Here is a 20,561-nt window from a genome sequence, read left to right on the forward strand (position 1 = left end):
TCCACCAGCCCGTGGTGGACCCCCTCAGGCACCGGACACCACCTCCCCCTCCCAGCAGGCATCCACATCGACGTCCAGGTCACCGTCCCCCTCAACAGCCTGGCACCACCGGGAGACCCCACCGGAAGCGGTGACCCCGGAGGCGGTGAGTGCTTCGAGGGACCCCGTCACCTGAAGCCCAGCGGAGCCTCTCCAGGCCAGAACCCCACCGTAACGCCCGATCCTCTCAACAGCCCAGCATCCCGGGGCAACGGGCGGAGTCTGCCCGGTTCCAGCGGGAGGAGTCTGCCCACTGCCGGCGGGATGACTCTGCCCGAACCCGCCCCGGCCGCTCCCGTCTCCCAGCCGGCCGCCTCGTTCTCCGCTGATCCCGCCTCTCAGTCCACCGCCTCAAGCTCCGCCGCTGCGGGCGGGGTCGCTCAGGTGCGCATCGGGGCGCGCAGCGCGGCGGTGCCGGCCCTGACTGCCTGGGCCCTGGCCGCCGGCGGGACCTGGAAGCGTCTGGTCACCGACCCGGCAAGCGGAGTCGTGATCGACGTGGGCCGCACCCGCTACCGTCCCCCGGCCGGCCTGGCCGACCTGGTACGCGCCCGCGACCGGGTCTGCGTCTTCCCCACCTGCCAGACCCCAGCCGAACGGTGCGACATCGACCACCTCACCGCCTGGAGCCAGGGCGGGACCACCAGCCTGGACAACCTCGTGGTCCTGTGCGAGGCCCACCACCGCCTCAAGCACACCCCCGGATGGGCCCTCACCAGAGACCAGGCCAGCGGGACCCTGTCCTGGCACACCCCCGACAAGACCGTCTACCAGCGCCACCCAGACGGCACCATCACCCGCCACCCCAAGAGGGTCGGCCCCCACCAGTACCTTGTTCCCGGCACCGTCATACCCAAGGACCTGAGCCAGCAGATCAGCCCCGACATCATCAACCGCCTCAACCGAGCCCTAGACAGAACACTCGACAACCAGGCCCACAACCACACCAGTCTCAACACCAACACCAGCGGCAAGACCCGCCTCGTGACCCGCGGCCCCCAACCCAGCCAGAAACCCGGAGCCTACGAGACCACCCCCTACCCCCAGGCCGCCCACACCCTCCAACTCGCACCCCTCATCGACCAAGCCCCACCCTTCTAAGTGACCGGGCCGCTACGCGTTGACGACCGGGATGTCCGTGAGGCGAGCGACGACTCGCTCTTTCGTATAAAGATATTCACCTGCCGGCATATCAATCGTGATGCTATCCTCGCCGACGTCTGGCCACACAACCGGGAGGGACTGGGAAGCCCCAGGCTCAAGATTGTACACAAAGCTATTCGCTAAAGGATATCTACTTCCATCGGAATAAGTATAGTCGGCCTCCAGATACCTCAACCCTCCGCTCAGGATGGTCAAGCTACTTACATAAAATACTCCAGACAAGCCACGCATATCCATCATTTTGCCCGGCAATGCGAAGGGAGCAACCGGCATACTGACCGTCTCACTCGACGTAAGCACCACCGTTCCCGCCAAGTAGCTACCGGCTCGAACCACATGGTCGATCACCATGCGCACGGTTTTACCGTCGACCTTCACGTCGACGCCCTCGGGACCCTTACCTACAGGGCCTGCCGGGTCAGGCACGGTCGCCGACGACGGTGCCGCACTCGCGCTCGGCGCCATGCTGGCCTCGGCGGGTTTCGAGGGCGTTAGCGCAATCTCAACACGACGGTTGATCTGCCTGTGCTCATCAGTGTCATTCGCAACCCGCGGCGAGGACTCACCCTTACCTGAGACCGACTCCTTCCACTTGGACAAGTCCGTCAGCTTCTTGAGCCGTTCCGACACCGCCTTGGCCCGCCGCTCCGACAGATCCTGGTTGTGTGCGTCATCAGCCACGTCATCGGTATGGCCCGTGATCGTCAGATCTCCACCAGAGGGAAACTTCTTGATCTGCTCCACCACATTCGCCAACACACTGTCAGCCTGAGCCGAGAGCTGATCGGAGTCAGTCGCAAACGTGACATCCCCAGCCACCGTCACCGTCGTCGACTTCTCATCCTGCTTCGTATCCGACGAATCATCAGCAGCCAGCGACATGGTCTCAATCTTGAACGGCCCTGCCTCCAACTCATCGAGTTTTGCCTTCGACACCACATCATTCACCGAGAAATCGGCCTCGGTATCCTTCAAAACCGGAACGCCTGTAGCGACACCCACATAAGGAAGGAACAGGTCCACGGCGCTAACATTCTCGGGCGGCGCATGAAACACTGGAAATACTTCCAGAGGCTTATCATTTTCGACGTCATCATATAAATGACGCGCTTCCTCATCCAGCTCACGATAGACCAGCCCCTTATCCAGAGAGAGCATCCTGATCGCGACCATCGTCCCCGGGCGATACGTGGAGCCGAATGCCTGAAACAGGCTTACTTTGTCATCAGAGGTCGTTGTGAACTCCAAGCGCACGACAGCGTACTTGCCGTTGACTGCGGCGGGCCCCACCTCAACCGAGAGCGGAGCCCCTTTCCACTCCGCCTCTATCATCACCCCACCATGAGGACCAGTCGCGGTCGCGACCGCACGTGGCGACGCAGCCCCCGAACTCTTCCCCGACGAGGCAGAACCACCTTTCTTCAGCACCCCGCACCCCGACAGGACAGCCGCTGTACCAGCGAGGGCGGGCAGGGTCAGGACACCACGTCGGGTCAGTCGGGCACAGGTTTCAGGAGACATCGGCGTGGAGGACGGCATGTCGGGGACCTTTCAACGCATTGGGAACACGTACTTGGCACCCTATGCACCGCAATCCAGTACCCACGATGGGGAACTACCCATCACTCCCCATCGGCTCCCCATTAACCCATGGGGAGTCATGGGTAGCTGCGAAGCCTCATCAGCCCCCAGGCCGACTGGTCAGGCAGCCCGGTCCACGAGGATACGGGCGAAGTCCTCCATAGCCACACGCACCTGCCTCACCCGCTCACCGGCGTCAGCCATAGCCGCCACGGCAGTCTCGCCCTCGACGCCGGCCCGGGCCAGGCGCTGCCGGGTCCCGTCAAGGGCAGCCTCCTCCAGGCCCTCCAGGCCCTCAACCGCCTGAGCCGCCCAGGCCATGGACATCTCACGGGTACGGGCCAGGACGGGGTGCTCGCGCAGGCGAGCGACGACGTCGGCCAGGAAGGCGTCATCGGACAGGTCACCGGTGGACAGGCGCGAAAGGATGGCCTGGCCGGCGGCGTCGAGCTCACCGGCCGCCAGGGCCTTGCGCAGGAGGAGGACCGGCATGGTGTCCACGCCCTCGCGCAGGTCGGTGCCGGGGGTCTTGCCGGTGGTGGCCGAGTCGCTCATGAGGTCGATGACGTCGTCGGCCAGCTGGAAGGCCACACCGATCCTCTCGCCGAACTCCTCCACGATCTGCTCGGTGCGCGCTCCGGCGTTGGTGAGCATCGCCCCGTAGCGGGCCGACACCGCGATAAGGGAGCCGGTCTTGTCCGCCAGGACCTGGATGTAGTGGTCCACCGGATCGGTACCCGCCGGGCGCGGCAGGGTCTCATGGAGCTGGCCCATGCACAGGCGCTCAAAGGTCTTGGCGTGGGCCATGACGGCCTGCGGGCCGAGCGCCGCCACCAGCTGGGAGGCGCGGGCCACGAGGACGTCGCCGGTGAGGATGGCGGCGGAGTTGCCCCACACGGTCTGGGCGCTCGGGGCGCCTCGGCGCAGCGGGGCCTCGTCCATGACGTCGTCGTGGTAGAGGGTGGCGATGTGGGTCAGCTCCACGGCCACGCCGGCGTCGCGGATCTGTTCACCGGTGGCCAGGGCCGGGTCGCCGAGCTGGGCGGTCAGCAGGGCCAGGACCGGGCGCAGGCGCTTGCCCCCGGCCTCAGCCAGGTGCGAGGTTGGCGGGTTGATGGTCTCGTCAGCGCTGGTGACCACCTCCATGAGGCGATCCTCAATGGCCTGGAGAGCGGGGGTGATGCGCGACTCCAGCTCGGGGGCGCTCAGCGGCAGTGATCCGATCACGGAAGGAGCATAGCCGTCTGGTCGAACAGGTCGAAGGCGGCCTGCGGCAAAACGCCCAGCCCGATTGTGGCCATCACCGCAACGCTGACCGCCAGGATGATCGGGCCGCGGCTGGCCACGACCACGGAGCGCTCGCCGGCCGGCTCATGGAAGAACATGAGCACAATGAGCCTCATGTAGAAGAAGGCGGTCACGGCCGAGCAGACGATGGCGAGGATGACGACAGGCGTCCCGTTGCCGCTCAGGCCGGCGGCGAAGAGCCGGAACTTGGCCATGAAGCCGGCCGTGAGGGGCACTCCGGCGAAGGACAGCAGGAAGACGGTCATGGCTCCGGCCGCCCAGGGGCTGCGGCGTCCCAAGCCCTTGAAGGCCTCCAGGTCACCGTCCTCACCGCCCACAGAGCCGTCACGGTTGGAGCGCACCAGGGTGATGATGCCGAAGGCCCCCACGGTGGCGATCCCGTAAGTCAGGGCGTAGAAGCTGAGCGCGGAGATCGCCGCCTTGGAGTAGGCCAGGATCCCGATGAGCATGAAGCCGGCGTGGGCGATGGCCGAGTAGGCGAGCATGCGCTTGACGTCGCGCTGAACCACACCGACGACGGTGCCCAGGAGCATGGTCAGGGCCGCCACGGCCCACAGGGCGGGGGCCAGGTCCCAGCCCATGGCGCCGGCGATCATGTAGTAGAAGCGCACCAGGGCCAGGAAGGCGGCGGCCTTGACCCCGGCGGCCATGAACCCGGTGACCGGGGTGGGGGCGCCCTGGTAGACGTCCGGGCTCCAGGCGTGGAAGGGCACGGCCGCCACCTTGAACAGCAGGCCGACGATCACCAGCATGAGACCGGCCAGGATGAGCCAGTCCTGCCCCGCCGCGCTGCTCACGGCCTCGCCCAGGGTCTTGTAGTCAACGGCGCCGGCCACCCCGTAGAGCAGGGCCGAGCCCATGAGGAGGAAGGCGGATGCGAAGGCACCCAGCACGAAGTACTTCAGCGCCGCCTCCTGGCTGAGCAGCCGGCGGTGGCGGGCGGTGGCAGCCAGGATGTACAGCGGCAGAGAGATCATCTCCAGGATGACGAACAGCGTGATGAGGTCGCTGCTGGCCCCGAAGAGCATCATGCCGCCCAGTGAGAACAGGGTCAGGGGGAAGACCTCGGTCGTGGTCCACCCGGCCAGGATGGACTCGCTCTCCTCCGCGCTGCCGGGCCGGTCTGCGGCCTGGGCTGCGAAGGCCCCGTCGCCGACGGAGGTGCGGTCGGCCATCACCAGGACGGCCAGCAGCCCGATGACCAGGAGGATGCCCTGGGCAGCGATGGAGAAGGGGTCCTCGGTCAGGCCCGCGGACATGCGGGCGCCCGGCAGGAAGCCCTTGGGGAGCTGGAACTGGGGTACGGCAGCGGCGGCGGCCCCGGCGGCCTTGACCTCGCCCCAGCGCAGGAACAGGGAGACCCCGGAGGCCAGGATGGCCAGGAAGCTCAGCGTGGACTGGATGGCCAGACGGGCGGGCCGGGCGATGAAGGCCTCCACGAGGACACCCAGGACACCGGCGCCCAGGATGATGAGGACCGGTGTCAGGGCGTCCCAGTTGACGATCGGGGCAGTGGCTGAGGGGCTCACTTGGTGTTCCCTTCCGTAGCGGTGGAGGCGGCGGGCACTTCAGTCGCACCGCCGACATCGAGGCTGTCACCGGCGCCGCGGGCTGAGGCGTCAGCCTGCGAGAAGCGGGTCACCGTGAGCGCGACCTGCCGGGCGACGTCGTCGAACGCGTACGTGAAGACGCCCGGGGCCAGTCCGAGCGCGAGCATCGCGGCGATGATGGGGACGACGACGAGGCGCTCGCGCCCGTCGAGGTCGGGGCTGCCCACGCGCTCGGGGGCGGGCGCCCCGGTGAAGACCCGCTGGTAGGGCAGCAGCATGTAGACGGCGGCGATGACGACGCCGACGACGGCCGCACCACCCAGGGCCAGCGAGACCGAGAAGGTGCCGGAGAGCACCATCCACTCGGGCACGAACCCGCTCAGGCCCGGCAGGGCGATGGAGGCCAGCCCGCTGACCAGGAAGGTGCCTGCCACCAGCGGCATGACCCGGGCGATGCCGCCGAGCTCGCTGATGGCGACCGTCCCAGTGCGCCGGGCCATGAAGCCGGTGACCAGGTAAAGGCCGGCGATGGACAGCCCGTGGGCCACCATGTAGACCATGGCGCCGTTGGCGGCCACCTGGTTGCCGATAAAGATCCCCAGGACCATGAAGCCGAAGTGGCTCACGGAGGTGTAGGAGATGAGGCGGTAGAGGTTGTCCTGGGCGATGGCGGCCAGGCCCCCGTAGATGATGGAGACGACCGCCAGGACCAGGATCACCGGGGCGGCCCAGCGGGAGGCCTCGGGGAAGATCGGCAGGACCAGGGTGATCATCCCGAAGGTGCCGATCTTGTCCAGGATGCCGATGAGCAGCACCGAGGTGCCCGGGGTGGCCTGCTCGGCGGTGTCGGGCAGCCAGGTGTGGACTGGGACCAGCGGCGCCTTGATGGCGAAGGCGATGAAAAAGGTCAGGAAGATCCAGTGACCGGCGGAGGTGGACACGTGCAGGTTGGCGGCCACCGAGTCGATGAGGAAGCTGGGGGTGCCGTTCTTGGCGGAGTGCAGGTAGACGGCGATGACGCCGATGAGCATGATGAGCCCGCCGGCCAGGGAGTACAGGAGGAACTTCAGGGCGGCTCGCTGACGATTCTGCCCGCCGAAGCAGCCGATGAGGAAGTACACCGGGATGAGCATCGCCTCGAAGCACAGGTAGAACAGGAGCAGGTCCCGGGCCGAGAAGATGACGACGACGAAGAACTCCAGCGTCAGGACGAGCCCGGTGAACAGGCCCTGCCGGTCGGCGGGGACCTCACCCCAGGAGGCGAGCAGCACCAGGGGCGTGACGAAGGCGCCCAGCAGCACCATGGACAGGCCCAGGCCGTTGACGCCCAGGGCCCAGGAGGCGCCGATGGCGGGGATCCAGGAGTGGGTGTCGGTCAGCTGGACGGTGCTGGCTTGAGCCAGCTCGAAGGCGCTCAGCGCCCACAGGCCCAGGGCGAGGACCGCCAGGGAGAACACGAGGCCCACGGCGCGGGCGTGGAGCCGGCGCAGCGGCGGGACCAGCCACAGCAGGAGCGCCCCGGCCAGCGGCGTGACCGCCATGACGGTCAGGACGGGCAGCGATGCGGGAAGAGTCGGCATGTGTCGTGTCCTCTCAGAACCTGGCGGCCAGGACGGCGATGAGTACGAGGACCGTTCCGGCCAGCATGTAGCCGGCGTAGGAGCGCACGTACCCGGACTCGGTGCGGCGGGTCAGGCGCCCCAGGGCGCCGGTGCCGGCGGCGGCACCCTCGATGGCGCCGTCGACGACGTAGCGCTCGACGGCGTCGGTGGCCAGGACCAGCCCCTGGCCGGTGCGCATGGCCAGGGCCTCGTTGACGGCGTCCTGGTACATGTCCTTGCGGGCGGCCTCCACCAGGGGGTTGGCGGGCTGCAGGACGACGGGCACCGGGCGGCGCACGTACATCCACCAGGCCACGACGACCCCGACGACGACCAGGGCGAGGGTGGCGCCCATGATGACGGCGGCCGGCAGGACCGGCTCGCCGTGCTCGGCGTGACCGGTGACCGGCTCCAGCCAGGTGACGAACATGTTGTTGTAGGTCAGCAGCCCGCCCAGGCCCACGGAGAACACGGACAGGACGATCAGCGGCAGCGTCATGAGCCAGCCGGACTCGTGGGGGTGGACCTCGCCCTCCAGGTCCTCCTTGGTGGTCCAGCGCTGCTTTCCGTGGAAGATCATGAAGAACAGGCGGGACATGTAGAAGGCGGTCAGGCCCGCGCCCAGCAGGGCGATGGTCCCCAGGATCCAGGGCTTGGTGCCCTCGCCGACGAAGGCGGCCTCAATGAGGCGGTCCTTGGACCAGAAGCCGGAGAAGGGCGGCACCCCCAGGATGGCGAGCCAGCCGATACCCATGGTGACCCAAGTGATCGTCATGGCACCGCGCAGGCCGCCGAAACGGCGCATGTTGACCTGGTCGCCCATGGCGTGCATGACCGAGCCGGCCCCCAGGAAGAGCTGGGCCTTGAAGAAGCCGTGGGTGAGCAGGTGGAAGATGGCGAAGGCGTAGCCGATCGGGCCCAGACCAGCGCCCAGCATCATGTAGCCGATCTGGCTCATGGTGGAGGCGGCCAGGACCTTCTTCATGTCGTCCTTGGCGCTTCCGATGACGGCCCCCAGCAGCAGGGTGATGGCGCCGACGACGGCCACGGCCGTCTGGGCGCTGGGGGCGCCCTCGAAGACGGCGGAGGAGCGGACCATGAGGTAGACGCCCGCGGTGACCATGGTGGCGGCGTGGATGAGGGCCGAGACCGGCGTGGGGCCGGCCATGGCGTCACCCAGCCAGGCCTGGAGGGGGAACTGGGCGGACTTACCGCAGGCCGCCAGGAGCAGGAAGAAGCCGATGGCGGTGAGCCAGCCGGTGCTCACCGAGCCGTCGAGGGCGGCGGCGGAGACGGCGTCGAAGGAGACCGAGCCGACCTGGCCGACCATCGTCATCATGGCCAGCAGCAGGCCGACATCGCCCACGCGGTTCATGACGAAGGCCTTCTTGGCGGCGGCGGCGTTCTCGCGGCTGGTGGCCTGCTCGCCCTGGGGGGCGTCGGCGTCGGCGGTGTTCCAGAAGCCGATGAGCAGGTAGGAGGCCAGGCCCACGCCCTCCCAGCCGACGAAGAGCACGATGTAGGAGTCTCCCAGGACCAGGGTGAGCATCGCGGCGATGAAGAGGTTGAGGTAGGCGAAGAAGCGCCGCCGGTCGCGGTCGTGGGCCATGTAGGCCACCGAGTACAGGTGGATGAGGAAGCCGACGCAGGTGACCAGGGTGACGAAGGTCAGCGACAGCGGGTCCAGGCGCAGGCCGACGTCGATACTCAGGTTCCCGGCGGAGAACCAGTGGTAGAGGGGCAGGCCGATGACGCGTTCCTCGGCGGGCAGGCCCCGGACCTGCACGAGGATGCCCACGCCGAGACAGGCGACGGCGAAGGAGGCGGCCAGGCCCAGCCAGTGGCCCCAGGCGTTGGAGCGGCGGCCGGCCAGCAGCAGGAAGGCGGCGGAGACCGCGGGGACGGCGATGAGCAGCCAGGCCCAGGAGGCCAGGCCGGTGGCCTCGGTCAGGGGCGTCACAACGGCGGTGACAGGAGCGGGAAGCATGTCGGTGGTCTCTCCCCTCAGTTCTTGAGCAGGTTCTCGTCGTCGACCGACGTGGACCTGCGGGTGCGGAAGATGGATACGACGATGCTCAGACCCACCACGACCTCGGCGGCGGCCACCACCATGACGAAGAAGGCGAAGACCTGACCGGTGAGGTTGCCGTGGATCCGGGAGAAGGTCACCAGGACGAGGTTGACGGAGTTGAGCATGAGCTCAACGCCCATGAGCTCGATGATGGCGTTGCGGCGCAGCAGCACCGTGAGCGCCCCCAGGGTGAACAGCACCCCGGCCAGGATGAGGTAGACGGTGATGGGGAGACTCACTTCTCCTCCTTCTGCTTCGGGGCGGCCGGCTCGGCTGCCCCGTCATCGCTGAGGACGGGCTGCTTGACGGCGGGTGCGGCGGCACCGGGCATGGAGGGCATCCCGGAGCGGCGGGCCCGGGGGCCGTCGGCTGCGCCGTCCTGGTCGGCACCGGCCAGGCGCGAGACGATCGTGCCCGAGCGCTGGGCCCGGCCCATCTCCGGGGAGACGTCGGACAGCTCCAGGTCCTGGCCGCGGGCCCGCAGGACCCGGGGCACGGACTCCTCGACGGCCTCGCCCTGGGCGTCCAGGGACGGGGCGGCGGCGGAGTTGGTGGAGGCGTAGACGCCGGGCATGGGCTTTTGGCCCGGGTGGGTGCCCTTGGTGGCGTAGTCCTGCATCTTGCTGGCGGCCATCGCGCGCTGGCTGAGCCGGGCCCGGATGCGCTGACGGTGGGTGAGGGTCAGGGCGCCGACGGCGGCCACGATGAGCAGGATGGCGGTCAGCTCCATGGCGACGACGTGGTCGTGGTAGAGCGTGACGGCCAGCAGGTCGGGGGCGGCCTTGGCGCCGTCCTTGAGGCCGACCGGCGTGGGCAGGGTGGAGCGCCACACGACGGCGGTCAGGGCACCGGCCAGCCCCAGACCCAGGAGGATGAGGACCGGGCGCCTCATAACGGTGCCGACGGCTCCCACCGGCTCGTCGCCGCCGACGCCCACGAGCATGATGACGAACAGGACGAGGGTCATGACGGCGCCGGTGTAGACCACGACCTGGGTGATCCCCATGAAGGGCGACTCGTTGACGATATAAAGGACGGCCAGCGAGACCATGATGCCGATCATGTTGATGGCGGCGTTCACGGCGCGCTTGGCGGTCAGGACGCAAATGCCGCAGGCCACGGTGACCAGGGCGACGACGCCGAAGATGATCGCCTCGCCCAGCCCCAGGTGACCGTCCTGAGTCAGGGCGGCCGGGGCGAGGGCGGAGGCTCCGGTCATCAGCAGGGTGCTCATCGCAGGGCTCCCTTCACGGTGTGACGGCTGCCCCGGCCGGAGGCGGTGGGGGCGGCCTTGGCGCGGGCGGCGCCCAGGCTGGGGTCCTCGGGTCGGTGGGTCCGCACCCAGTCGATCTGGGCCTGGGTGGAGCCGACGACCTTCCCGCGGTAGTAGTCGCTGTCCTCGGTGCCCTCGACCATGGGATGGGGTGCGGACACGGCGCCCTCGGGCACGGGGGCCAGCAGGTCCTCCTTCTCGTAGATGAGGCCCTCGCGGCCGGGGCCGACGAGCTCATCGAAGTCGGTGGACATGGTCAGGGCCCGGGTGGGGCAGGCCTCGATGCACATGCCGCAGAAGATGCAGCGCAGGTAGTTGATCTGGTAGACGCGCCCGTAGCGCTCGCCGGGCGAGTACTGGGCGCCGGGCTCGTTGGAGGCGGCCTCGACGTAGATCGCGTCGGCGGGGCAGGCCCAGGCGCACAGCTCGCAGCCGACGCACTTCTCCAGGCCGTCGTCGTAGCGGTTGAGCCGGTGGCGCCCGTGGTAGCGGGGCATCACCTGCGGCGGCTCGAAGGGGTACTGCTCGGTGACCACGGGGCGGAACATCGAGGAGATGGTGACCCCGTAGCCGGCCACGGGCGCGAAGGCCCGGGCCAGGGCGGAGGGAGCGTCGCGCAGCCACTTATCGTGCTGCGAGCCCCGGGAACGGTGGGGGCGATCAGTCATCTTTTCCCTCCTGGGGTGCCTCAGCGGCCTCGTCGGTGGCCTTGTCTGTGGCTGTGTCACTGGCCGGGTCGGCCTTGAGGTCAAGGGTGAAGGTGGGCAGGGCGGTGGCTGCGTCCTTACCGGTCGGGACTGCCGTGCCGGCTGTGTCAGCCGAGTCGGGCGACTCGGCGGAGGCTGCGGAACCGGCGGCGTCGTCCTCGAAGTCGTCGTCCTCGACGTCGGTGTCCTCCAGGAGGCCGACGGCGGTGGCCGCCCCGGGCTGGGAGTCATCGGCCGCAGTAGTCTCCTCCGCTGCCAGGGCGGCGCGGCGGGCCCGCGGTGAGGGTGGCAGGGACGTGCCCGGAGACGGTGGGACGGGGAAGCCCTCGAGGAAGGCCACGTGGTCGTCCTCGGCATCCAGGATCTCGACGTCGTCGTCAGCGTCCTCGTCGTCGTAGTCCTCGTAGAGCTCCTCCTCTTCCTCCTTGTCGGGGATGAGGAAGAGGATGAACATGATGAGGCAGAAGACGACGGCCATCGGCAGCAGCAGTGCCTGCACGGAGGCGCCCGAGAAGGTGCGGAAGGCGCGCACCACTGCCACCAGCACGAACCAGACCAGGGAGATCGGGATGAGGACCTTCCAGCCCAGCTTCATGAAGTGGTCGTAGCGGATGCGCACGAGGGTTCCGCGGGTCCAGATCATGAAGAACATGACGGCCCAGACCTTGGCGATGAACCACAGCATCGGCCACCAGCCGGAGTTGGCGCCCTCCCAGAACAGGCTGAGGATCGCCGAGCGCCAGCCGCCCAGGAACAGGGTGACGCACACGGCCGAGACGTTGAACATGTTGATGTACTCGGCCAGGAAGTACCAGGCGAACTTCATCGAGGAGTACTCGACCATGTGGCCGGCGACGAGCTCGCCCTCGGCCTCGGGCAGGTCGAAGGGGAGGCGGTTGACCTCACCGACCATGGAGATGACGTAGATGATGAAGCTGGGCACCATCGCCACGGCCCACCAGATGCGTTCCTGGGCGGTCACGATCCCGGAGGTGGACATGGTCCCCGAGGCCAGGAACACCGTGAGGATGGACAGGCTCATGCTCAGCTCGTAGGAGATGACCTGAGCGGCGCTGCGCACGGCGCCGAAGAGCGGGTAGGTGGAGTGCGTGGACCAGCCGCCCAGGATGATCCCGTAGACGCCGAAGGCGGTGATGGCCAGGATGTAGAGGACCGCCACCGGGAAGTCGGTCAGCTGCAGGGGTGTGGAGTGGCCGAAGATGCTCACCTGAGGCCCGAAGGGGATGACCGCGTAGACCATGAAGGCGCTGAAGGCGGCGATGAGCGGTGCCAGGAGGTAGATGACCTTCTCGGCCCCCTTGAGCCAGAAGTCCTCCTTCATGATGAGCTTGCCGGCGTCGGCGACCGCCTGGAGCAGGCCGAGCGGGCCGTTGACGTTGGGGCCCAGGCGGGTCTGCATGCGGGCCAGGCCGCGCCGCTCCACCCACAGCGCCATGATGACGCTGACGATGAGGAAGGCGACGATGAAGACGGCCTTGATGAGGGTCAGCCACCAGGTCTCGGCGGAGAAGTCGGCGGTCACGCCCCCGTTGGACAGGGCGTCGTCGGCAGCGGCCTGAGCCGCGTAGATCGGGTTCACCTCAGTACCTCCGCTGCATGGGTCACGGTGACCTGGGAGCCGTGCCCGGCGCCCAGGGTCTGGTGGACGGTGGATCCGGCCGAGCACTCGGGCAGCCACACGGTGCCGTCGCTGACGCCGCCGACGACGGCCGGCAGGGTGATCGACCCGGTGGCGGTCGCCACGGTCACCTCCTGGCCGGCTGTCAGCGACAGGCGCTGGGCGAGGTCGGCGCCCACCTTGGCGACGGGGCGCAGGGCGGTGGCGGCCAGGAAGGGCTCACCGTCCTGGAGGCGCCCGGCGTCGAGCATGGGCTTGTGAGTGGTCAGCCGTGCCTCCACCCCGTCGGCGGGGGTGGGGGCGCCGGTGCGGACCGCCGGGGCGGGCCCGAAGGCGACCGTCGGGCGCTTCCCGCGCCATAGTCCCAGGTCGGCGAGCTGCTCGTGCAGGACGACCAGGTCGTCGACCTGGAGGTCGACTCCCATCTCGTCGGCGAGCATACCCAGGACCTGGCGGTCGGTGCGGGCGCGCGAGACGTGGGCCTGGCCGAAGGGGCGCACGCGCCCCTCCCAGTTGACGAAGGTGCCGTTCTTCTCCACGGCCGGGGCCACCGGCAGGACGACGTCGGCGTGCTCGCTGACCTCGCTGCGGCGCACCTCGAGCTGGACGGTGAAGCCGCTGGCGGCCAGGGCCGCGCGGGCCAGGCCCGGGTCGGGGAAGTCGCGCAGGTCGATGCCGCCGACGACGGCGCCGCCCAGGCTCCCTTCCAGGAGGGCCGAGAGGATGGCGGTGGCGTCGCGGCCCGGCGTCGTGGGCAGGAGGTGCTCGGGTCCCAGGTTCCAGGCCCGTTCGACCTGGGCGCGGGCCTCGGGGTCGGCCACGGGGCGCCCGCCGGGCAGGAGACCGGGCAGTAGACCCGCCTCGATGCCTCCGCGCTCGCCGCTGCGGCGCGGCACCCAGGCCAGGTGGGCGCCGGTGGCGGTGGCCAGGGCGTCGGCGACGCTCAGCAGGCCGGGGACGCGGGTGGCGCGCTCACCGATGAGGATGGTGGCGCCATCGGCCCGCAGGGCCTCGACGAGCTCGGGGTGGGTCTGGCTGAGGTGGGCGACGACGCGGGCCTCCTCACCGGGCGGGGTGAGGATGGCCTGGGCGGAGAGCTTGCGGCTGCCGGCGCTCAGGCAGGTGGTCACGGTGGCCACCTTGACGCCGCCGGCGCGCACGCCCTTGCGCAGGCGCAGGAACAGGGAGCCGCACTCGTCCTCGGGCTCCAGGCCCAGGAGCAGGACCTGCCCGGCCCGCTCCAGGTGGCGGTAGGTGACGGCGCCCAGTCCGGTGCCGGCCACGCGGGCGGCCAGGAAGGAGTCCTCCTCCTGGCTGTGGGCGCGCACGCGCTGGTCGATGTCGTTGGTGCCCAGGACGGTGCGGGCGAAGCGGGACCAGGCCCAGGCGTCCTCCAGGGTGAGGCGGCCGCCGGGCAGGAGCCCCACTCCCCCTTCTGAGGCGGCGCGGGCCAGTCCCCGGGCGGCCACGTCCAGGGCGTCGGACCAGGAGGTGGTGACGAGCTCGCCGGTCTCCTCGTCGCGCACGAGCGGCACGGTGAGGCGGTCGGGCTGGGAGGACCAGGTGAAGGCGAAGCGGTCCTTGTCGGTGATCCACTCCTCGTTGACCTCGGGGTCGTTGCCGGCCAGGTGGCGCAGGACGACGCCGCGACGCATGTCGACGCGGATGGCGGAGCCGGAGGCGTCGTGCTCGGTGACCGAGTCGGTGGAGACCAGGTCCATGGGGCGGGCCCGGAAGCGGTACTTCGCGGAGGTCAGGGCGCCCACGGGGCAGATCTGGATGATGTTGCCCGAGAAGTAGGAGGCGAAGGGGCGCCCGGAGGCGTCCAGGTCCTCGCGGCCGGCGCCCAAGTCGGGGCCGTAGTCGGTGCCGTCGGAGGCGCCGGGCTCGCCGCCGGGGCCGGTCAGGTCGCCCAGGGCGCTCAGGGAGGGCACGCCGCGGATCGTCTGGAGGTCGGCGTCGAGCCCCTCCTGGGTCGCCTCGGTGTGGAAGTCCAGGACGCGGGCGTCGAAGCGCCCGATCTGCTCGGAGTACAGGCCCCCGGTGTGCTCGGGCTCGCCGTCCATGTCGAAGGAGGGGTGTCCGCCGCCGCGGCCCTGAAGGGCGATGAAGGGGTCCCCGGGGATCTGGTCGGCGAAGCGCACGCAGCGCTGGCACAGGATGCACCGGTCGCGGTCCAGCAGGATGTTGCTGGTCAGGCGCAGCGGCTTGGGGAAGGTGCGTTTGACGTCGGTGAAGCGGGTGACGGACTGGGCTCCAGAGGCCATGAGCTCCAGGGCCTGGTTCTGCAGGGGGCACTCGCCGCCCTTGTCGCACACCGGGCAGTCCAGTGGGTGGTTGATGAGGAGGAACTCCATGGTGCCGGCCTGGGCCTTGGCGGCGACCTCGCTGGTGGCCTGGGTGGAGATCTCCATGCCCTCCATGGCGGTCATGGCGCAGGAGGGCTGGGGCTTGGGCATGGGCCGCACGACGCCGTCGCGCCCCGGCATGGCCACCTCCACCAGGCACTGGCGGCAGTTGGCCGACGGCGCGAGCAGCGGGTGGTCGCAGAAGCGCGGGATGCGCACGCCGACCTGCTCGGCGGCGCGGATGAGGAGGGTCCCCTTCTCGACCTCGACGGGGAGCCCGTCGATGGTCATGTGGACCATCTCGGGGGCCGGCGGCGCCGCGGGTGCGGAGCTCTTGGTGGTCGTCTCAGCAGTCATGGCTCACCGTGCGCTTTCGAAGACGGAGGAGGCGGCGTAGGGGAAGAGCTCGTCGGCGGCGGCGGTGTAGCCGGCCTCGAACTCCTCGCGGAACCGCTTGATGCCGGTCAGGACCGGGGTGGCGGAGGCGTCGCCCAGGGCGCAGAAGGAGCGTCCGGCGATGTTGGAGGCGATGGACTCGAGCTTCTCAACGTCGCCGGGCAGTCCGCGCCCGGCCTCCAGACGCAGCATGATCTGACGCATCCAGTAGGTGCCCTCGCGGCAGGGAGTGCACTTGCCGCAGGACTCGTGCTGGTAGAACTCGGTCCAGCGGGTAACCACGCGCACCACGGAGACGGTCTCGTCGAAGACCTGCAGGGCGCGCGTGCCCAGCATGGAACCGGCTTCGGCCACGGACTCGTAGTCCAGGGGGACGTCGAGCTCGTCGGGGCCGAAGATCGGCGTCGAGGAGCCTCCCGGTACCCAGAACTTCAGCTCGTGGCCGGGGCGGATGCCGCCGGAGAGCTCGATGAGCTCGCGCATGGTGATGCCGAAGGGGGCCTCGTACTGGCCGGGGTGGGCCACGTGGCCGGAGACGGAGAAGATGCCGTGGCCCTTGGACTTCTCGGTGCCCATGGTGGAGTACCACTGGGCGCCGCGGGCCAGGATCGCCGGGACCGAGGCGATGGTCTCGACATTGTTGACCACCGTGGGTCGGGCGTAGAGGCCGGCGACGGCGGGGAAGGGCGGCTTGAGGCGGGGGTGGCCGCGGCGGCCCTCCAGGGAGTCCAGCAGGGCGGTCTCCTCACCGCAGATGTAGGCGCCGGCCCCGGCGTGGGCGGTGATGCGCAGCCGCTGCTGGCCGTCGAGGCCGAAGCCGGTGTCCAGCAGCCCGGACTCGGTGGTCTCACGCACGGCGCTGAGCAGGCGGCGGTAGACGTGGGGAACCTCGCCGCGCAGGTAGACGAAGGCGTGGTCTCCGCCGATGGCCCGGGAGGTGATGGCGATGCCCTCGATGAGTGCCTGCGGGTTGGACATGAGCGTGGGGATGTCCTTGCAGGTGCCCGGCTCGGACTCGTCGGCGTTGACCACGAGGTAGCGCGGGCCGCCGTCGACCGGGGGTAGGAAGGACCACTTCAGGCCGGTGGGGAAGCCGGCGCCGCCGCGTCCGCGCAGGCCGGAGTCCTTGATGAGGCCGATGAGGTCCTCGCAGCTGAGGGTCTTGGCCTTCTTGAGGCCCTCGTAGCCGCCGTTGTCGAGGTAGGCCTGCAGGGTCCAGGAGCGTTCTTGGTCCCACAGGTCGCTCAGGACCGGGGTGAGGGTTCCCGGCGCGGTGTAGGTGGCGGTGTCACTCACTTGGTCTCCTCCTTCGGCGCGGTCCAGCCCTGCTCGCGGGCGATGCGCAGGCCGCGCAGGGTCGGCTCGCCGGGGTCGCGCCCCTCGTCGGTGCGGCCGTCCTCGAAGCCGGCCAGCAGGCGCTCGTTCTCACGGAAGGTGGGGACGGTCTCGGGGCCGCGGGTGGGGGCGACGTCCTCGCCGCGCTCGAGGGCCTTGATCATGGCGACGGCGGAGTCGGGGGTCTGGTTGTCAAAGAACTCCCAGTTGACCATGACGACGGGGGCGTAGTCGCAGGCGGCGTTGCACTCGACGCGTTCGAGGCTGATGGTGCCGTCCTCGCTGGTTTCCTCGGCGCCCAGGCCGGTGTGCTCGGTGACGGCCTTCCAGATCTCGTCCCCGCCCATGACGGCGCACAGGGCGTTGGTGCACACGCCCACGTGGTAGGTGCCCACCGGGTGGCGGCGGAACTGGCTGTAGAAGGTGGCCACGGCACTGACCTCGGCCCGCTCCAGGCCGAGCCGGGCGGCGCACAGGGCGATGCCGGCCGGGGAGACGTAGCCGTCCACGGACTGGATGAGGTGGAGCATCGGGATGAGGGCGCTGCGCTCCTTGTCTGCCGGGTAGCGGGCGATGATCCGCTCGATGTCGACCTGGAGGCCCTGGGCGACCTCGGCGCTGTATCCGGCAGCCACAGCGGCTTGCGCGACGGTGCCCACCGGGCCGACCGCGCTGACGGTGGCGATGGTCTCGACGGCCGGGTTGACTGCGTTCTCGGTGGTGCTCATCAGCGGTCCACGCCTCCCAGGACGGGGTCGATGGAGGCCAGGACGGGCACGAGGTCGGCGATCATGCCGCCCTCCCCCATCATGGCCAGCGACTGCAGGTTGGAGAAGGAGGGGTCACGGAAGTGGACCCGGTAGGGGCGGGTGCCGCCGTCGGAGACGGCGTGGATGCCCAGGACTCCCTTGGCGTGCTCGACGGTCTGGTAGACCTGCCCGGCCGGGACCCTGAAGCCCTGGGTCACCAGCTTGAAGTGGTGGATGAGGGACTCCATGGAGCTGCCCATGATCTCGCGCACGTGCTCCAGGGACTGGCCCTGGCCGTCGGTGGCGATGGACATGCGGGCGGGCCAGGCGATGGTCGGATCGGCCACCATCGTGGTGTTGGAGGGGTCCTCGCCGCGGGCGGCGATCTCGTCGAGGCGGTCCAGGCACTGGGAGACGATCTTGAGGGACTCGTAGCACTCGTCCAGGCGGATGCGCAGGCGGTTGTAGCAGTCGGAGACCCGGTAGGTGGGGACCCGGAAGTCGTAGGTCTCGTAGCCGCAGTAGGGGTTGGTGCGTCGGATGTCCAGGGGGTAGCCGGCCGCGCGCAGGCACGGCCCGGTCAGGCCCAGGGCGAGAGCGCCGGCCAGGCTGATCTCCCCCACACCGATGAAACGGGACTTGAGGATCGGGTTCTCCAGAAGCAGGAGCTCGAGCTCGTGGATGTCGTGCTTGATGTCGGGCATGACCGAGCGCACGAACTCGGTGAAGCCCTCGGGGAGGTCCTGGGCCAGTCCCCCAGGGCGGATGTAGGCGTGGTTCATGCGCAGCCCGGAGACCATCTCGAAGGCCTTGAGGATGTTCTCGCGGCAGCGGAAGGCGATGGTCATGAGCGTGGTGCCGCCCATCTCGTTACCGCCGCTGCCCACGGCCACGGCGTGGGAGGCGATGCGGTTGAGCTCCATGAGCAGCACCCGGGTGACGGATGCCTTCTCGGGGATGTCGTCGGTGATGCCCAGGAGCTTCTCGACGGCGAGCGCGTAGCCGACCTCCTGGAAGAAGGGGGCCACGTAGTCCATGCGGGTCACAAAGGTCTCGCCCTGCACCCAGGTGCGGTACTCCATGTTCTTCTCGATACCGGTGTGCAGGTAGCCGGTTCCGACACGGACCTCGGTGACGACCTCGCCGTCGGCCTCCAGGACCAGGCGCAGCACGCCGTGGGTGGAGGGGTGGACCGGGCCCATGTTGAGGACGATCCGGTCGTTGCGCAGGCGGTCGGCCTCGTCGCGCTCGGCGATCTGGGCGACGACGTCGTCCCAGTCCCCGCCGTTGACGGTGAACTGCTCGGCGCCGGCGGACAGCTCGTCCGTGGCGGGGCCGGAGGCGCGGAAGGTGCTTGCGGTGCTCATCAGCGGTAGGACCTCCGGGTGTCGGCGGGCGGGGTCTGGGCGCCCTTGTACTCGACGGGGATGCCGCCCAGCGGGTAGTCCTTGCGCTGGGGGTGGCCCGCCCAGTCGTCGGGCATGGCGGTGCGGGTCAGGTGGGGGTGGCCGTCGAAGACGATGCCCATGAGGTCCCAGGTCTCGCGCTCGTGCCAGTCGTTGCCGGGGTAGATCGAGACGAGGGAGGGCACGTGCGGGTCACTCTCGGGGCAGGCGACCTGCAGGCGCAGCTGGCGCCCGCCGTGGGTCAGGCTCATGAGCTGGATGCAGGCGTGCAGCTCGCGCCTGGCCAGCTCGGGGTAGTGGACGCCGCTGACGCCCAGGCACAGCTCGAAGCGCAGGTCCTGGTCGTCGCGCAGGGGGCGGGCGACGTCGAGCAGGTGCTCGCGGGCGATGAACAGGGTGAGCTCGTCGTGCTCGATGACGACCTTCTCGATGGCGGCGGCCGGGTCGACGCCGGCCTCCTGGAGGTCCTCGATGAGGGCGTCGACGACGTCGTCGAACCAGCCGCCGTAGGGGCGCACGGCGGCGGGGGCGAGGGTGACGACGCTGCGGTGCTCGCCGTAGCCGGTGGTGTCGCCGGCGTCGGAGGCGCCGAACTGGCCGGTGGGGGCGGCGATGACCTCCAGGCGCAGCTCGGGGCGCACGGGGGTGCCGGCGACCTCGGGGACGGCAGGGACCTCAGGGGTCTCGGACAGGGCGTCGGAGCCCGAGTCGTGTCCCGGGGCGTTCTTCTCACTCATGCCAGCAGGCCCTTCATCTCATGGGTGGGGGTGGCCGACAGCGCGGCGGCCTCGACGGCGCGGGCGATCTCCTCGCGGTGCTTGAACAGCGGCTTCTTCTCGATCTGGCGGGTGAGCTCGAGCATGGCGTTGAGGAGCATCTCGGGGCGCGGCGGGCAGCCCGGCAGGTAGATGTCCACCGGGACGATGTGGTCGCAGCCCTGGACGACGGCGTAGTTGTTGAAGATGCCTCCCGAGGAGGCGCAGGCCCCCATGGAGATGACCCACTTGGGCTCGGGCATGGAGTCGTAGACGTTGCGCACGATGGGGGCCATCTTGTGGGAGACGCGGCCCGAGACGATCATGACGTCGGCGTGGCGCGGGGAGGCGCGGAAGACCTCCCAGCCGAAGCGGGCCATGTCGAAGCGGGGGGTGCCGGCGGCCATCATCTCGATGGCGCAGCAGGCCAGGCCCATGGTGACGGGCCACAGGGAGCGGGCCTGGGCCAGGCCCGCGAGCTTCTCGACGGTGGTCAGCAGGAAGCCCGGGCTGTCCACCTCGGCGGCAGCGGCGGCGTGGGGGTCGTGGCGCTTGGAGGGGATGGACGCCATGTAGGCGTTGTGCTTCTTCATGCTCTTCACTGCTGTGTACTCCTTGGGATCATGTGGCTGGGTCCTG

16 protein-coding genes are annotated in these 20,561 nt (G+C 69.4%); 1 reads left to right on the plus strand and 15 read right to left on the minus strand.

Annotation, left to right across the window (positions count from 1 at the left end; translation table 11 throughout):
- On the plus strand, positions 1-1,140 hold a 1,140-nt coding region (locus RIV14_RS08130), incomplete at its 5' end, for an HNH endonuclease signature motif containing protein (protein ID WP_309325113.1).
- 12 nt (positions 1,141-1,152) lie between these two features.
- On the opposite strand, the gene RIV14_RS08135 is transcribed toward RIV14_RS08130, so the two are convergent.
- The 15 genes from RIV14_RS08135 to RIV14_RS08205 all read right to left on the minus strand — a co-directional run bounded on the left by RIV14_RS08135 (position 1,153) and on the right by RIV14_RS08205 (position 20,515).
- Entirely contained in the window at positions 1,153-2,535 is a 1,383-nt protein-coding gene (locus RIV14_RS08135) for an OmpA family protein (RefSeq protein ID WP_256699317.1), read from the minus strand.
- 369 nt (positions 2,536-2,904) lie between these two features.
- Entirely contained in the window at positions 2,905-4,011 is a 1,107-nt protein-coding gene (locus tag RIV14_RS08140) for a polyprenyl synthetase family protein (protein ID WP_075372892.1), read from the minus strand.
- A complete protein-coding gene (gene nuoN / locus RIV14_RS08145) occupies positions 4,008-5,621 on the minus strand; it encodes an NADH-quinone oxidoreductase subunit NuoN (RefSeq protein WP_070663117.1) in 1,614 nt (537 codons plus the stop codon). The genes RIV14_RS08140 and nuoN overlap by 4 nt, the downstream gene beginning before the upstream one ends.
- Positions 5,618-7,222 (minus strand): NADH-quinone oxidoreductase subunit M, encoded by a 1,605-nt coding sequence (locus RIV14_RS08150; RefSeq protein WP_075372891.1) that lies wholly within the window; start codon positions 7,220-7,222, stop codon positions 5,618-5,620. Before RIV14_RS08150 ends, nuoN begins: the two co-directional genes overlap by 4 nt.
- A gap of 13 nt (positions 7,223-7,235) precedes the next feature.
- Complete coding sequence (nuoL, locus tag RIV14_RS08155; protein ID WP_075372890.1) at positions 7,236-9,230, minus strand: NADH-quinone oxidoreductase subunit L; 1,995 nt, start codon at positions 9,228-9,230, stop codon at positions 7,236-7,238.
- Between the two features lie 17 nt (positions 9,231-9,247).
- Positions 9,248-9,553 (minus strand): NADH-quinone oxidoreductase subunit NuoK, encoded by a 306-nt coding sequence (nuoK, locus tag RIV14_RS08160; protein WP_003787144.1) that lies wholly within the window; start codon positions 9,551-9,553, stop codon positions 9,248-9,250.
- Complete coding sequence (locus RIV14_RS08165; RefSeq protein WP_075372889.1) at positions 9,550-10,548, minus strand: NADH-quinone oxidoreductase subunit J; 999 nt, start codon at positions 10,546-10,548, stop codon at positions 9,550-9,552. The genes nuoK and RIV14_RS08165 overlap by 4 nt, the downstream gene beginning before the upstream one ends.
- A complete protein-coding gene (nuoI, locus tag RIV14_RS08170) occupies positions 10,545-11,255 on the minus strand; it encodes an NADH-quinone oxidoreductase subunit NuoI (RefSeq protein ID WP_075372888.1) in 711 nt (236 codons plus the stop codon). Before nuoI ends, RIV14_RS08165 begins: the two co-directional genes overlap by 4 nt.
- The gene (gene nuoH, locus RIV14_RS08175; protein ID WP_075372887.1) at positions 11,248-12,894 is read right to left on the minus strand and encodes an NADH-quinone oxidoreductase subunit NuoH; all 1,647 of its coding nucleotides are present in this window, start codon (positions 12,892-12,894) and stop codon (positions 11,248-11,250) included. Before nuoH ends, nuoI begins: the two co-directional genes overlap by 8 nt.
- A complete protein-coding gene (locus RIV14_RS08180; RefSeq protein ID WP_075372886.1) occupies positions 12,891-15,638 on the minus strand; it encodes an NADH-quinone oxidoreductase subunit G in 2,748 nt (915 codons plus the stop codon). The genes nuoH and RIV14_RS08180 overlap by 4 nt, the downstream gene beginning before the upstream one ends.
- A 3-nt stretch (positions 15,639-15,641) precedes the next feature.
- Positions 15,642-16,973 carry an NADH-quinone oxidoreductase subunit NuoF gene (nuoF, locus tag RIV14_RS08185; RefSeq protein WP_075372885.1) on the minus strand — a complete coding sequence of 444 codons (1,332 nt, stop codon included), beginning with the start codon at positions 16,971-16,973 and terminating at the stop codon, positions 15,642-15,644.
- Positions 16,970-17,740 (minus strand): NADH-quinone oxidoreductase subunit NuoE, encoded by a 771-nt coding sequence (gene nuoE, locus RIV14_RS08190; protein ID WP_075372884.1) that lies wholly within the window; start codon positions 17,738-17,740, stop codon positions 16,970-16,972. Before nuoE ends, nuoF begins: the two co-directional genes overlap by 4 nt.
- Positions 17,740-19,128 carry an NADH-quinone oxidoreductase subunit D gene (locus RIV14_RS08195; protein ID WP_075372883.1) on the minus strand — a complete coding sequence of 463 codons (1,389 nt, stop codon included), beginning with the start codon at positions 19,126-19,128 and terminating at the stop codon, positions 17,740-17,742. Before RIV14_RS08195 ends, nuoE begins: the two co-directional genes overlap by 1 nt.
- On the minus strand, positions 19,128-19,904 hold the full coding sequence (locus RIV14_RS08200; RefSeq protein WP_075372882.1) for an NADH-quinone oxidoreductase subunit C: 777 nt from the start codon (positions 19,902-19,904) through the stop codon (positions 19,128-19,130). Before RIV14_RS08200 ends, RIV14_RS08195 begins: the two co-directional genes overlap by 1 nt.
- Complete coding sequence (locus tag RIV14_RS08205; protein WP_178387886.1) at positions 19,901-20,515, minus strand: NADH-quinone oxidoreductase subunit B; 615 nt, start codon at positions 20,513-20,515, stop codon at positions 19,901-19,903. The genes RIV14_RS08200 and RIV14_RS08205 overlap by 4 nt, the downstream gene beginning before the upstream one ends.
- Positions 20,516-20,561 lie beyond the last annotated feature (46 nt).

The organism is Actinomyces acetigenes (assembly GCF_031296635.1).
In the GTDB taxonomy this organism is placed as follows: domain Bacteria; phylum Actinomycetota; class Actinomycetes; order Actinomycetales; family Actinomycetaceae; genus Actinomyces; species Actinomyces acetigenes.

Coding starts and splice junctions, on each gene's coding strand:
- RIV14_RS08135 (WP_256699317.1), bottom strand. CDS start 2,535: ATGATAGAGGCGGAGTGGAAAGGGGCTCCGCTCTCGGTTGAGGTGGGG.
- RIV14_RS08150 (WP_075372891.1), bottom strand. CDS start 7,222: ATGCCGACTCTTCCCGCATCGCTGCCCGTCCTGACCGTCATGGCGGTC.
- nuoL (WP_075372890.1), bottom strand. CDS start 9,230: ATGCTTCCCGCTCCTGTCACCGCCGTTGTGACGCCCCTGACCGAGGCC.
- RIV14_RS08165 (WP_075372889.1), bottom strand. CDS start 10,548: ATGAGCACCCTGCTGATGACCGGAGCCTCCGCCCTCGCCCCGGCCGCC.
- nuoI (WP_075372888.1), bottom strand. CDS start 11,255: ATGACTGATCGCCCCCACCGTTCCCGGGGCTCGCAGCACGATAAGTGG.
- RIV14_RS08180 (WP_075372886.1), bottom strand. CDS start 15,638: ATGACTGCTGAGACGACCACCAAGAGCTCCGCACCCGCGGCGCCGCCG.
- nuoE (WP_075372884.1), bottom strand. CDS start 17,740: ATGAGCACCACCGAGAACGCAGTCAACCCGGCCGTCGAGACCATCGCC.
- RIV14_RS08195 (WP_075372883.1), bottom strand. CDS start 19,128: ATGAGCACCGCAAGCACCTTCCGCGCCTCCGGCCCCGCCACGGACGAG.
- RIV14_RS08200 (WP_075372882.1), bottom strand. CDS start 19,904: ATGAGTGAGAAGAACGCCCCGGGACACGACTCGGGCTCCGACGCCCTG.
- RIV14_RS08205 (WP_178387886.1), bottom strand. CDS start 20,515: ATGAAGAAGCACAACGCCTACATGGCGTCCATCCCCTCCAAGCGCCAC.